We start from the raw sequence: 12,801 nt of genomic DNA on the forward strand, positions 1-12,801 counted from the left end.
GAAAGGAACGCTGTGACCTCCGATAGCCGCCCGCCTCATTCAGACGCCGGAACCGATAGCGCCAGTGAGAGCGAGAACCCGGCGATACCGTCGCCGAAGCCGAAGGGGCATGCCCCGCTCACCAACAAGGACTGGTGGCCGGAGCAGATCGACTTGTCGATCCTGCACGCACACACCTCCAAGTCGAACCCGCTCGGCGAGGACTTCGACTACGCGGCAGAGTTCGCGAAGCTCGACGTGGAGGCACTCAAGGCCGACGTGATCGACCTGATGACCACGTCGCAGGACTGGTGGCCGGCCGACTACGGCCACTACGGCGGCCTGTTCATCCGCATGAGCTGGCACTCGGCAGGCACCTACCGTGTCTTCGACGGCCGCGGTGGCGGCGGTCAGGGCGCACAGCGTTTCGCCCCGCTCAACAGCTGGCCCGACAACGCCAACCTCGACAAGGCCCGCCGACTGCTGTGGCCGATCAAGCAGAAGTACGGCAGCAAGATCTCGTGGGCCGACCTCCTGGTGTTCGCAGGCAACTGCGCACTGGAGTCGATGGGTTTCCAGACCTTCGGCTTCGCGTTCGGCCGAGCAGACATCTGGGAGCCCGAAGAGGTGTTCTGGGGTCCTGAGGACCAATGGCTGGGCACCGACAAGCGTTACGAGGGCGAACGCGAGCTGAACGAGCAGCTCGGCGCCACCACCATGGGCCTGATCTACGTCAATCCCGAAGGGCCCGAAGGCGAGCCCGACCCCATCGCAGCAGCCAAGGACATCCGCGAGACGTTCGGCCGCATGGCCATGAACGACGAGGAAACCGCTGCGCTGATCATCGGTGGTCACAGCTTCGGAAAGACCCACGGCGCCCACAACGCAGACAAGATCGGTCCCGAGCCCGAAGGCGCCCCGAAGGAGCAGCAGGGTCTGGGCTGGAAGAACGGCTACGGCAAGGGCAACGCCGGGGACACCGTCACCAGCGGCCTTGAGGTCGTGTGGACCTCCACCCCCACCCAGTGGGGCAATGGGTTCCTGCAGAACCTCTACGGCTTCGAGTGGGAACTGACCAAGAGTCCCGCCGGCGCGTGGCAGTTCGTCGCCAAAGACGGTGCCGGAGCGGGCACCATCCCAGATCCGTTCGATGGACCGGGCCGGGCCCCCACCATGCTGGTCACCGACGTCGCGCTGCGCGAGGACCCCATCTACGGCGAGATCACCCGCCGCTGGCTGGACCACCCCGAGCAGCTCGCCGAAGCCTTTGCCAAGGCTTGGTACAAGCTCCTGCATCGCGACATGGGGCCCGTCACCCGCTTCCTGGGCCCCTGGGTCCCCGAGGCACAGCTGTGGCAGGACCCGGTTCCGGCAGTCGACCACGAACTGGTTGACGACCAGGACATCGCTTCGCTCAAGAGCAAGGTGCTCGAGTCCGGTCTGTCGGTAGCCCAGCTGGTCAACACTGCATGGTCGTCGGCCAGTAGCTTCCGCAGCACCGACATGCGCGGTGGAGCCAACGGTGCGCGTATTCGCCTTGAGCCGCAGAAGAACTGGGAGGCCAACGAGCCTGCCGAGTTGGCAAAGGTGCTCACCGTTCTCGAGCAGATCCAGCAGGACTTCAACGGCTCGGGCGGCAAGAAGATCTCGCTGGCCGACCTGATCGTGCTCGCCGGATCCGCCGCTGTGGAGAAGGCTGCCCAGGACGCCGGCCACGGCGTCACGGTGCCGTTCACGCCCGGTCGCACCGATGCCTCGCAGGAGGAGACCGATGCGGAGTCGTTCAAGGTGCTCGAACTGCGGGCCGACGGATTCCGCAACTTCGTTCGCACCGGAGAGAAGACACCGGCGGAGGTGCTGCTGCTCGACCGCGCCTACATGCTGGACGTGACCGCACCCGAGCTGACCGCTCTTGTCGGTGGTCTGCGCGCCCTGGGTGCAAACCATGGCGGGACCAAGCACGGCGTCTTCACCGACCGCCCGGGCACACTGACGAACGACTTCTTCGTCAACCTGCTCGACATCGGCACCGAGTGGAAGGCAGCCGACTCCGATGCCGGCATCTACCAGGGCACCGATCGGTCGACGGGTGCTCCCAAGTGGACCGCGACGGATGTCGATCTGGTGTTCGGATCGCACTCCCAGCTGCGTGCGCTCGTGGAGGTCTACGCGCAGGACGACGCCAAGGACAAGTTCGTCAACGACTTCGTCGCCGCATGGGTGAAGGTCATGAACAATGATCGCTTCGACCTGAAGTGATCGTTTGATCAACTGACAGAACAGATTACGCCGATGCCGGTCCCGTTCAGGGGGCCGGCATCGCCGTGTGTCACGGCTTGTCTGAAGTACCGATCCCCGGGCCCGGGGCAAACCGGCGGGCCCACACCTCCCGCACAGCGACTGCGACCAGCACCACACCCAGGGTCTGCATCGTTCCGAACTGAATGCTGTCGAGGACGCCGGGAGTTGCCGACAACAGCAACCCGAAGGCGACGCACGGCGCCGCAACAGTCACGATCCCCGGCACCACCTGACGCGATGCGATTGCCTCGATCACAGCAGCGAGGAGCACCACTGCGAATGCAGTCACCGACAGCACTTCGAGCTGGGTCCACGGATCGTGTTCGAACGACGACGCACCCGTAAAGTTGGCGATGGCCACCGGAGCTGTGATCTCGCTGTAGGCCTGCCGATTTCCCGACCACCCCGTGCCGGACGTGGGGCCGAGGTACTCGCTGGCCCCCGTCCAGGTGATGCCACCTGCGAACAACGTCACCACCACGAACACCCACCAGGCAACATGGCCGGTGATGCGGGCGAGCGGGAATACGCGGTGCCAGGTCATCGGCATAGTCTTACATCACCGAACGTCCGCTTTACCGACTTTCTACAGCTGTGCGCAGTGCTTCAAGCGTTTTCGCGATGTTTCGGCGCTGGAACTCCGGGAATGTCATTCCGCGGGTGACAATCCGGTCGAACACACCTGCCACCGCATCGGGCCACTTGATCCGATCGTCGAACCAGGTCTCGGTGACTCGGGTGCGACCGTCCTCGGTAACTGCGAACCGGTACTCCCAGGATGCATTTGCACCTTTGAGGCGTGGGGTCTTCGGTCCGATCGCATGGACTCGAAACGCGAAGTGCGCACCGGGCTCGGCTGCGGTCACCGTGCAACGGGTGACCCACTTGGTGCGCCCACGCCTGTTGCGACCGTCGAACACCATCCCCACAAAAGCTGCGCCGTCGGCCGCCGGGTTCACCACGGTTGCACCGAGGTTCTCCGGGCTCCATTCACCCATCCGGGTCGGGTCACTGACCATCTCGTACAGACGACCGGGGTCCGCAGCGATGTCGATGCTGTCGGATACCTGCATGAGGCGCTTGGCTGTGGGCATCTCTCGACAGTAGTGGTGGGCAGGCCGCGGCGGATACCTCGCGTCAGCGAACGTGCAATCCGTCCATGAGCATTCCGACCATGCGTCTTGCGTCGTAGGTCGAGGTGTCACCCGATCCGATGCACAAGTTGCCGACGCCCCTCATCAGCTCCAATGCGGCGACGTCTGAACGGGTTTCACCGGCGGCCGCGCCGGCTTCGAGTAGGGAAGCACATACGGGGACCAGCCGGTCGAGGAAGTAGCTGTGCAGGGTCTGGAACCTGGCGTCGTCCGACTGCAGGGCCTCGGCCAGACCGTGCTTTGTCACCAGGAAGTCGACAAAAAGATTGATCCACTGGGTCAGCGCAGCGTGCGGGGACGTCACGGACGTCAGGAGCGCCGGGCCGGCCTGCGCGCATTCTTCGACCTGGTGACGGTAGACGGCGACGATCAGGTCGGCCCGCGTCGGGAAGTGCCGATAGATGGTGCCGACGCCCACCCCCGCTTTCGCGGCGATGGCGCGCACGGGCACTTCGACTCCGGAAGTGACGAACGCGGCGGCCGCTGCATCCAGCAGGGTCTTCTCGTTCCGTCGCGCATCTGACCGCTTCCGAGCCGGGGGCGTGCCCATATCCTTTTCCGCCACGTGAGGGCTGGGTGTTTCCGACGTGCGTTTGGCCATCACAGTGCCGCGTCACCCCTTCCGCTTGGCAAACGGAACATTGTTCCGTATCGTTCATATCGGAACGCAGTTCCGTTTCGATCAGTATGCCAGAGCCGCACAAGCTCTCGCGTCACACTGTCAGAGGAGACACCATGAAGTACCGCACCCTGGGTCGTACCGGCGTCCAGGTCAGCACCTTGGCGCTCGGAGCGATGAACTTCGGCGCCATCGGTCGCACCACCCAAGAGGAAGCGACCGCCATCGTCGATGCCGCTCTTGACGCTGGGATCAATGTCATCGACACAGCCGACATGTACGGCCAGGGAGAGTCCGAAGAGATGGTCGGCCGTGCGATCTCCGGTCGCCGCGACAACCTCATCCTGGCGACGAAGGCCAACATGCCGATGGGCGAAGAATTGAATCATCAAGGCAGTTCCCGCCGTTGGCTCACCATGGAGCTCGACAACAGCCTCCGCCGGCTCGGGGTAGACCATGTCGATTTGTACCAGATCCACCGGTGGGACCCGACCACCAGCGACGAGGAGACTCTCTCTGCACTCACAGATCTGCAGCGGGCGGGCAAGATACGCTATTTCGGCTCCTCGACGTTCCCCGCATACCGAGTTGTTCAGGCACAGTGGGCGTCCCGTGAATACCGCCTCAGCAGATATGTGACCGAACAGCCCAGCTACTCGATCCTGCAACGGGGCATCGAGACCCATGTGTTGCCGGTCACGCAGGAGTACGGAATGGGTGTATTGGCGTGGAGCCCACTGGCGTCGGGTTGGCTGTCTGGCGCGATCCGCGAAGGTCGTGAGATCGCAACCAGCCGTTCTGGTCTGATGCCGGCCCGGTTCGACACCACAATCCCGGTGAACCGCGCCAAGATGGAGGCAGTGGAGCAGTTGGCGGGTCTCGCCGACCAGGCGGGCCTGACCCTGATCCAACTCGCGCTCGGCTTCGTCACCGCTCATCCCGGCGTGACCAGCGCCATCATCGGCCCCCGCACGCTGCAACATCTGCACTCCCAGACTGCGGCCGCCGACACGGTGCTCTCGTCAGACATCCTCGATGCCATCGACGCCATTGTCGCTCCAGGTACGGATCTCGCTCCGGACGAGAAGGTCGACACTCCACCCGCCCTTCTCGACCCATCGCTGCGGCGTCGCTGACCCACCGATCCGACCAACTTCTCAGGTCTTGCAAAAGCTCTCAAAGGAAGATTCATGCCCACCTCTGCACCAAGCTTCGGCATCCTCACCGCCCAACAACAAGTCGACTACCGCGACGTCCTCCGCGTGTGGCTCGAGGCGGACGCGATCCCCGAGATCGAACATGCCTGGCTGTTCGACCACCTCATGCCGATCGGTGGCGACCCCAACGGGCCCATCTTCGAAGGCTGGACGCTGCTCTCGGCTCTCGCCGCAGAGACCGAGCGTCTACGCCTCGGCCTCCTGGTCACCAGCAACCGCTTTCGACCGCCGGCGATGCTCGCGAAGATCGCCACCACCGTCGACATCATCTCCGACGGTCGGCTGGACTTCGGGATCGGAGCGGGCTCGCGGCCGAACCCTCCGGAAGCTCGACGCGAATACCCGCGCACGGCTTGCCGTTCCATGATGTCGCTCATGCGGTGGGCAGTCTCGCCGAGGCCTGCGTCGTGATCAAACGCCTGTGGACCGAGGACTCACCGTTCGACTTCGACGGCGAGTACGTGCAACTGACCGGGGCGTTGCAGAATCCGAAACCTGTTCAGCGTCAACATCCGCCACTGTTGATCGCCGGGCGTTCGTCCGCAGTGCTGCGCATCGTGGCCGAGCACGCAGACATCTGGAACATTCCCGGGGGCGACATCGACGACGTCATCGCGCGCAGCACCCTGCTCGATCGCTTCTGCACCGAGATCGGTCGCGACCCTGCTTCGATCACCCGCTCGATCCATGTGCCGGTCTCCTATGAAGAGCCGGAGCGCACCCGGGACGCGATCGGCCAAGTGGTCGATGCCGGGTTCGGCCACATCGTGCTGGGTCTGCCCGCTCCGTACCCGGTCGGCGTGGCCCGCTGGGTGGCCGATGAACTCATCGGCACATTCGCTCACGCACACGCTTGACCACTTGTGGCAGCCTGATTGCATGGCCAAGGAAGTCGAACACACCGATGATGGTCGCTACATCGTGGTGGGCGGGCGCCGCTGGCGCGCCACGGATCCTGCGATTCCAGAAGATCGAAGTGCCGAGTTACGCTCGATACTGATGGCCTGGCGTCGAGAGGTGAAACGGACCAGCGGCGCGCCGGAGTCACGAGCAGGTGTCCAGGCCACGAAAGTGGCTCTCGGCGAACGCGGTACACCGTGGTGGGAACAGACGGACGACGAACGGCGCGCACGCTGGGAGGCCGACGTACCTCGTCCGGGCCAGGAACGGTCGTGACTGCCCGCGCGTCAGCCGGTCAGCGTCTGTCGCGCTGCGACCACGGCTTGTCGCGGTCTTCACGCGGCTCAGGCGGAAGGCCGAGTACCCGCTCGCCGATGATGTTGCGCTGGATCTGGTCGGTGCCACCCGCCAGCCGGTAGCCCGGACTGCCCAGGAGATGCTCCGTCCAGGCGAACTGATCAGGGTCCACGGCTGCAGTGATGTTGTTGCCCAACAGGTCTGCAGCGATCTCACCGATACGTCCGAGCACGTCGGAAGCCATCAGCTTGCCCACCGAGGCAGCTGGGCCGGGCGACCGGCCGGCCGCGGCGGCACGAGCGACGCGGTCGGCGGTTGCGGCACGGAGTTCCGAGCGTATGTAGGCGTCCGCCAGATCTTGGCGTACCAGGGGATCGTCCACAACACCCAGTGATTTGGCCAACGCAACGAGTTCGGCGACCGAACCGCCCTTTTTCCGGGTGACCGATCCGGACGCCGTACGTTCGAATGCCAATGTGGCACTGGCGACCTTCCAGCCCTGGCCGACCGCACCGAGTCGCATGCTGTCCGACACCCGAACGTTCTGGAGGAACACCTCGTTGAATGAGGCGCCACCACTCATCTGCCGAATCGGCCGGATGTCGACGCCCTCTGCATCAAGAGGGATCAGGAACGCGGTGATTCCCTTGTGTTTTGGTGCGTCGGGGTCGGTTCTGGCCAGCAACATGCCCAGATCGGCGAATCTGGCACCCGACGACCACACCTTCTGGCCGTTGAAGATCCAGTCGTCGCCCTCCCGAACACCTCGACAACTCAGAGCCGCCAGATCCGAACCGGCGCCAGGCTCACTGAACAGTTGGCACGCCAGAAGATCGGTACGCAGCAACGGGTTCGCGTAATCTGCCCGTTGCTCGTCAGTTCCGAACATGGCAACGGCGGGACCGACAAGTCCGGTGGTGACGCTGATCAGCTCAGTGGACGGTGGGACGTCGAACTCACGCTCGGCCTGTGCGATCGCCGATGCGAAAGAGGCAGGCAGTCCACGGCCTCCGTGTTCGACGGCGAGCGTGACGGCGCCATAGCCGGCGTCGAAACGCTGTCGGCGATACGCCCGGACGGCGTCGAGCAAATTGAGTTCGTCTTCGTCGGACAGGTTACGGAACACCGCGAGGTCGGGCTTGTCCGTCGGAGTCGGCGCCGGCCGCGGGTCCACGATGGACGCCAGCCAGCGGCGTACCTCCTCCTGGAAGTCGGCGAGAGCCGGCACGGTGTCGAGAGTTTTGGTCACGATGGTCCTTTCGTGCTCAGACGGTCAAGACCGTGCATGCCGACAGGCCCGGGGCACCGTAGACGTGGGTGAAACCGATCTCCGGCTGATCTGGCACCTGGTGGCCTTCGGCGCGCCCCTGCAACTGGCGGACCACCTCGTGTACCTGGCGTAATCCGGACGCCCCGATGGGCTCGCCGCCGGCCAGACAGCCGCCGTCGGTGTTGATGGGTAGTTCTCCGTCATGACGAGTGGCACCCGAGTCGAGCAGTTTGGCTTGCTCGCCGTGCCGGCACAGGCCGGTCTCGGCCATATGGATCAACTCTGAGCCAGAGTCGGTGTCCTGCAACTGCGCAACGCCGACATCAGCCGGGTGCACGCCTGCAGCATCGAACGCGGCTGCAGCGGCGTCGATGCTGGGGCTGTTCACCGGGTCGGTGTGCAGCCAGGGTGAGAACACCTCGAAGGAACCGAATCGCCGGGTTCGGACCTCGACGGCCGCGAGCCGAATCGGCGTGTCGCACAGGTCATGAGCACGGTCGCCGCGGGCGAGGATCAACGCCACGCCGCCTTCGCCGGGCGAGCAGAACATGTACTGGGTCAGCGGGTCGTTGACCGTTGCGGCATCGAGCACCTGCTGCGCGGTGAGCGGTGTGCGACGCCACGCCATCGGATGCTTTGCGCCGTTGGCGAAAGCGCGTTCGGCCACTGCCGCCAGCGCTGTCCTGTCGATGCCGTGCTGATGCAGATACCGCTGGGTCTTCATCGCGAAATACTGGGTGGTGACCATCATCCCACTCCGGGCATACCACTGACCGAGCCCGTAGGCAGCGGGATCCGAACCGAACGCCCCTCGCTCGTGCTTGTCGAATCCGACAACCGCAACCACATCCGCGCGTCCGGCGGTGAGCATGTCGGCCGCGGTGGACAATGCCACTCCGCCTGTTGCACAGCCGTTCTTGACGGTGGTGAACGGTATGCCGGTCAAACCGAGCCGCGACACAAGCGAATCCGGCTTGCCGGACACATTGCTCCCACCGACGGCGGCGTCGATGTCGGACCATTCGAGTCCTGCATCGACGAGAGCGGCCCGCAATGCGTGCTCACCCATGTCCATACCGGTCACCCCGGGGTGCCGACCGAAGGCGTGCATGCCTGCACCCACGATGTAGACGTCCCTGGCGCTCATTCGGCGATCTTCCCGAACGCAAAGGAGATGTCGCCGCCGGCCAATGGGAGAAGACGTAGCTCCACCTCGTCGCCGATAACCACCGGTCCGAGAATTCTCGATTCCACCAGTAACGGCCCCAGATCGACGTAGCCGACCACAAACGGCTCGAAACCCGACTCAGGTATCTCGTACGGCGGCTTCGGCGCGAACGACTGCGATGTCCAGGTCCACACCCTGCCGCGGGTCGGGAGTGACCGTTGCTCCATCGCTGCGCTCGCACATGCCGGGCACCGGGCCGCAAACGGGAACACCACCACGCCGCACGCCGCGCAACCCGACCCGGCCAGCACGGGCGGATCGAGTTGGGCGAACAAGGTTTCGTCTACGACGGTTTCTTCCATGCCGAAGCCCCGACTAACGCCCGGCCAACAGCGACAGGGGCCGGCCCAGGATTGCACTCAGCGTCTTCAGGTACTCGGCGGCCGGCGCCCCGTCGACGGCGCGGTGGTCGAAGGTCAAGCTCAACGTCAACACCTGCGTGCGGACCGGAGTCTCACCCTCCCAACGGAAGCCGTCTTTCACTCGGCCGACGCCCAGGATCGCGACGTTGCCCGGGTTGATGACGGGGGTGAAGAAATCGACACCGTACGCGCCGAGCGTGCTCACCGAGAACGTCGCGCCCTCCATGTCCGACAGGCCCAGTTTGCCGGTCCGCGCCCCGGACGCAAGCGTTCGAGTGCGGTCGGCGACCTCGGCCACCGAGAGACTGTCTGCGTCGCGCACCACGGGCACGATCAGACCGCCGTCTACCGCAACCGCCACACCGACGTTGATCTCCTCGAACAGCGTGATCTTGTCGTCCGCGATGCCCGCGTTGAGCAGCGGGTGCTCACGCAGCGCGAGAGCCGCTGCCTTGACGACGAAGTCGTTGAGACTGGGCGCCTTTGAATCGGACTGCGCTGCCTCGGCCTTGAGCTGCTCGCGGACATCTACCAATGCGGTGACGTCCACCTCGTAGCCATGGGTCAACTGCGCCATCGTCTGCAGGCTGTCGATCATGTTGCGTGCGATGGCACCTCGCATGCCTGTCAACGGAATCACCGCACCCGCTTGGGGACCCGTTGTCGGCGAGCCGCCACCGAGGGCCGCCGGAGCTGCCACCGTGCCCGCTGCCGCCTCGACATCTGCCTTGGTGATGCGGCCTCCGGTGCCCGATCCCACGACCTGCGCGAGATCGACGCCCAGTTCATCCGCTTTCCGCCGCACGAGTGGGCCGACGAATTGGTCCGCGGCGCCGCCGGTCTGGACGGCCTTGCCTGCGGCCGGAACCGCTGCGGTCGGTTCGGGTGCCTTGGCGGGAAATGCGGCGAGATGTTCCTCGACATCCTCGGACACGATCCGACCGCCGGGCCCCGTGCCACGGATGGTCGTGAGGTCCACGTTCGCCGCACCGGCGACTCGTCGCGCGTTCGGTGAGGACTTGATACGTCCTCCGTCGTCGGGGCCGCCCACGACCACCGAGGCAGGAGCGGTATGCGTTTCAGCGACTGGTTCTTGTTGCGCGACAGCAGCCGTGCCGTCGGGCGCCGACTCGCCCTCGCCCAGGAGCCAGCCGATCACCGCCCCGACCGGCAGTACGTCGCCGGCCGATGCGCCGGTGGCGAGGATGCCCTCGGCCTCGGCCTCCACGTCCACCTCGACCTTGTCGGTCTCGAGCCGCAGCAACAGGTCGCCCACCGCGATGTGCTGGCCTTCGCCGGCCAGCCACTCACCGATGACGCCCTCCTGCATCGTGAGCCCCAACTTCGGCAGCACGATCTGCTGAGCCACGGTCAGTTCCTTTCGAGCAGTCGGCGTGCGCCTGCGACGATGCGGTCCGCGTCTGGGACATACGCCTTTTCGAGCGGGGTGCTGAACGGCACCGGCGTGAACGGCGCCCCGATGCGCAGGACCGGGGCATCGAGGTAGTCGAATGCCTCTTCCTGGATCTGGGCGGCCACTTCCGCACCGATCCCACCAAAGGTCACTGCCTCGTGGACCACCAGGATGCGGTTCGTCTTGGATGCGGACTTCACGATGGTGGCGGTGTCGAGCGGCTGGACCGATCGGGGGTCGACCACCTCCACGGAAACACCGGACTGCTCGAGGATGTCGGCTGCCTTGAGTGCTTCGGCCACCATTCGGCCGAACGCGACGATGGTGACGTCGTCACCTTCGCGCGGTATGGCGGCCTCGCCGAGCGGGATCTCGTAGATCTCTTCGGGTACCTCGCCGCGTGCGCCGAGAAGCACCTTGTTCAGCATGAAGACCACGGGGTTGTCGTCGCGCACCGCAGACACCATGAGGCCCTTGGCGTCGTACGCGTTGGACGGCATGACCACCTTCAGACCCGGGGTGTGCGCCAGCCAGCTCTCAAGACTCTGCGAGTGCTGCGCGCCCGCGCTCACACCGGCGCCGTAGGCCACCGCGATCACCATGGGAACTTTGACCTCGCCGCCGTACATGAACTTCATCTTGGCTGCCTGGTTCACCACCTGGTCGAGCGCAACCGCGAGGAAGTCCATGAACATGATGTCGACGATGGGACGGAGACCCCGCGCAGCGGCGCCGACGCCGAGCCCGATGAGGCCCATCTCCGCGATGGGGGTGTCGACCATCCGCCGGTCACCGAACTCGGCGAGCAAGCCGTCGTACATGTGGAAGACGCCGCCGTATGCCGCGACGTCCTCGCCGATGACAAAGACGTCCTCGTCTTCGCGCATGATCTGCGCGATGGCCTCGTTGTAGGCCTTGACGTAGGTTGTCTGACGCGCGGCCGGAGACGTCTCGGTCGCCGTCAATTCTGTTGCAGTAGACATGTGTTCAGCCTTCTCGGGTTCAGTCGCTGTAGACGTTCAGGGCGAAGTCGGCCAGGTCCGGGAATGGGCTGTTCTCGGCGAACTTCACGGATTCGGCGATGTCGGCGTCCACCTCGGCCCAGATCTGTGCGAACTCGGCCTCGGTGACAACACCTTCGGAGACCGCGCGGGCCTCGAGCAGCTTGATGGCGTCCCGTTCTTTCCAGGCCTCGACCTCTTCGACGGTCCGGTAGGTTTTGCGCAGGCCCTTGACACCCTGGTGGTCGTAGTACCGATACGTCTTGGCCTCGACCAGCGTCGGACCGCCGCCATTTCGAGCTCGTTCAACGGCGCGACCCACCGCGGCACGCACGGCGATGGCATCCATGCCGTCGCAGATCTCGCTGGGGAAACCGTACGCGGGTGCGCGGTCGGCCACGTTCTCGAGCTTCATGTGGTCGCGCAGTGCGGTGAACTCCGCGTAGCCGTTGTTCTCGCAGACGAACACCACCGGGAGGTTCAGGATCCCGGCCATGTTGGCCGCTTCATGGAAGGCGCCGATGTTGCTTGCACCGTCACCGAAGAACGGGATGGCAACGGTGTCCTCGCCGCGGTACTTGGCCGCGAACGCAGCCCCGACGGCGATCGGGATTCCGCCTCCGACAATGCCGTTGGCGCCGAGCATGCCGATGGAGAGGTCGTTGATGTGCATCGAGCCGCCGCGGCCCTTGCAGTAGCCGTCGACCCGGCCGAACAGTTCGGCGAACATCTGCCGGAACTGCGCGCCCTTGGCCACGGCGTGACCGTGCCCGCGGTGGGTCGAGGAGATCTGATCGGTGTCACGCAGATTGCTCATGGCGCCGGCGGCCACCGCTTCCTGGCCGACGTACAGATGCAGGAAGCCTGGAAGCTTGCCGCCCTCCATGAGGCGACCCGCCTCGGTCTCGAACTGCCGAATCCGGACCATACGGCGGTGCAGGTCGAGCAGCACTTCTTTGCTCGGGGTGGGGTCATTGGATCCGACGGGCTCAATGGCCTCGCGGGTTGCGTTGGTCGCGGTCGAAGTCACCACGAGCACCTCTTCTCTCGTTTCGAACC

The 12,801-nt window shown here is 65.1% G+C and carries 14 protein-coding genes; 5 read left to right on the forward strand and 9 right to left on the reverse strand.

From position 1 onward, the window contains the following. Positions 1–12 precede the first annotated feature (12 nt). Complete coding sequence (katG, locus tag MVA47_RS03000) at positions 13–2,238, forward strand: catalase/peroxidase HPI (RefSeq protein WP_247206612.1); 2,226 nt, start codon at positions 13–15, stop codon at positions 2,236–2,238. Positions 2,239–2,308: 70 nt separating this feature from the next. On the opposite strand, the gene MVA47_RS03005 is transcribed toward katG, so the two are convergent. From MVA47_RS03005 to MVA47_RS03015, 3 genes are read right to left on the reverse strand one after another with little or no spacing between them, the layout of a single operon-like run. Beyond that, complete coding sequence (locus tag MVA47_RS03005; protein WP_247206613.1) at positions 2,309–2,824, reverse strand: hypothetical protein; 516 nt, start codon at positions 2,822–2,824, stop codon at positions 2,309–2,311. A gap of 31 nt (positions 2,825–2,855) precedes the next feature. Further along, positions 2,856–3,374 carry an SRPBCC family protein gene (locus MVA47_RS03010; RefSeq protein ID WP_247206614.1) on the reverse strand — a complete coding sequence of 173 codons (519 nt, stop codon included), beginning with the start codon at positions 3,372–3,374 and terminating at the stop codon, positions 2,856–2,858. A 43-nt stretch (positions 3,375–3,417) separates the two neighbouring features. After that, positions 3,418–3,984: a TetR/AcrR family transcriptional regulator gene (locus MVA47_RS03015; RefSeq protein WP_247206615.1), complete on the reverse strand. Its 567-nt coding sequence runs from the start codon at positions 3,982–3,984 to the stop codon at positions 3,418–3,420. Between the two features lie 185 nt (positions 3,985–4,169). Between MVA47_RS03015 and MVA47_RS03020 the strand changes: the two genes are divergently transcribed. The 4 genes from MVA47_RS03020 to MVA47_RS03030 are packed head-to-tail and all read left to right on the forward strand — an operon-like array spanning position 4,170 to position 6,446. Then, entirely contained in the window at positions 4,170–5,189 is a 1,020-nt protein-coding gene (locus tag MVA47_RS03020; RefSeq protein ID WP_247206616.1) for an aldo/keto reductase, read from the forward strand. A 54-nt stretch (positions 5,190–5,243) separates the two neighbouring features. Further along, a complete protein-coding gene (locus tag MVA47_RS26615; RefSeq protein ID WP_281504624.1) occupies positions 5,244–5,681 on the forward strand; it encodes an LLM class flavin-dependent oxidoreductase in 438 nt (145 codons plus the stop codon). After that, a complete protein-coding gene (locus MVA47_RS26620) occupies positions 5,651–6,127 on the forward strand; it encodes an LLM class flavin-dependent oxidoreductase (RefSeq protein ID WP_308280465.1) in 477 nt (158 codons plus the stop codon). Before MVA47_RS26615 ends, MVA47_RS26620 begins: the two co-directional genes overlap by 31 nt. A gap of 22 nt (positions 6,128–6,149) precedes the next feature. Continuing rightward, positions 6,150–6,446 carry a hypothetical protein gene (locus tag MVA47_RS03030; RefSeq protein ID WP_247206617.1) on the forward strand — a complete coding sequence of 99 codons (297 nt, stop codon included), beginning with the start codon at positions 6,150–6,152 and terminating at the stop codon, positions 6,444–6,446. A gap of 19 nt (positions 6,447–6,465) precedes the next feature. On the opposite strand, the gene MVA47_RS03035 is transcribed toward MVA47_RS03030, so the two are convergent. Genes MVA47_RS03035 through MVA47_RS03060 form a run of 6 tightly spaced genes read right to left on the reverse strand, consistent with a single transcriptional unit; the run spans position 6,466 to position 12,772 of the window. Beyond that, positions 6,466–7,716, reverse strand: a complete 1,251-nt coding sequence (locus MVA47_RS03035) for an acyl-CoA dehydrogenase family protein (protein WP_247206618.1) — start codon at positions 7,714–7,716, stop codon at positions 6,466–6,468. Positions 7,717–7,732: 16 nt separating this feature from the next. Continuing rightward, positions 7,733–8,884, reverse strand: a complete 1,152-nt coding sequence (locus MVA47_RS03040; RefSeq protein ID WP_247206619.1) for a thiolase family protein — start codon at positions 8,882–8,884, stop codon at positions 7,733–7,735. Further along, a complete protein-coding gene (locus MVA47_RS03045) occupies positions 8,881–9,267 on the reverse strand; it encodes a Zn-ribbon domain-containing OB-fold protein (protein WP_247206620.1) in 387 nt (128 codons plus the stop codon). The genes MVA47_RS03040 and MVA47_RS03045 overlap by 4 nt, the downstream gene beginning before the upstream one ends. Before the next feature lie 13 nt (positions 9,268–9,280). Next, positions 9,281–10,696: a 2-oxo acid dehydrogenase subunit E2 gene (locus tag MVA47_RS03050; RefSeq protein WP_247206621.1), complete on the reverse strand. Its 1,416-nt coding sequence runs from the start codon at positions 10,694–10,696 to the stop codon at positions 9,281–9,283. 2 nt (positions 10,697–10,698) lie between these two features. After that, positions 10,699–11,724, reverse strand: coding sequence for an alpha-ketoacid dehydrogenase subunit beta (locus MVA47_RS03055; protein WP_281504627.1), 1,026 nt, complete (start codon positions 11,722–11,724; stop codon positions 10,699–10,701). A 19-nt stretch (positions 11,725–11,743) separates the two neighbouring features. Beyond that, on the reverse strand, positions 11,744–12,772 hold the full coding sequence (locus MVA47_RS03060) for a thiamine pyrophosphate-dependent dehydrogenase E1 component subunit alpha (RefSeq protein ID WP_247206622.1): 1,029 nt from the start codon (positions 12,770–12,772) through the stop codon (positions 11,744–11,746). Between the last annotated feature and the right edge of the window lie 29 nt (positions 12,773–12,801).

This window comes from Williamsia sp. DF01-3, assembly GCF_023051145.1.
Taxonomy (GTDB): Bacteria; Actinomycetota; Actinomycetes; order Mycobacteriales; family Mycobacteriaceae; genus Williamsia.

Bases quoted from the DNA above. Each gene is read 5' to 3' on its own strand.
- MVA47_RS03005 (WP_247206613.1), bottom strand. From the start codon at position 2,824: ATGACCTGGCACCGCGTATTCCCGCTCGCCCGCATCACCGGCCATGTT.
- MVA47_RS03010 (WP_247206614.1), bottom strand. From the start codon at position 3,374: ATGCCCACAGCCAAGCGCCTCATGCAGGTATCCGACAGCATCGACATC.
- MVA47_RS03015 (WP_247206615.1), bottom strand. From the start codon at position 3,984: ATGGGCACGCCCCCGGCTCGGAAGCGGTCAGATGCGCGACGGAACGAG.
- MVA47_RS03020 (WP_247206616.1), top strand. From the start codon at position 4,170: ATGAAGTACCGCACCCTGGGTCGTACCGGCGTCCAGGTCAGCACCTTG.
- MVA47_RS26615 (WP_281504624.1), top strand. From the start codon at position 5,244: ATGCCCACCTCTGCACCAAGCTTCGGCATCCTCACCGCCCAACAACAA.
- MVA47_RS03030 (WP_247206617.1), top strand. From the start codon at position 6,150: ATGGCCAAGGAAGTCGAACACACCGATGATGGTCGCTACATCGTGGTG.
- MVA47_RS03040 (WP_247206619.1), bottom strand. From the start codon at position 8,884: ATGAGCGCCAGGGACGTCTACATCGTGGGTGCAGGCATGCACGCCTTC.
- MVA47_RS03045 (WP_247206620.1), bottom strand. From the start codon at position 9,267: ATGGAAGAAACCGTCGTAGACGAAACCTTGTTCGCCCAACTCGATCCG.
- MVA47_RS03055 (WP_281504627.1), bottom strand. From the start codon at position 11,724: ATGTCTACTGCAACAGAATTGACGGCGACCGAGACGTCTCCGGCCGCG.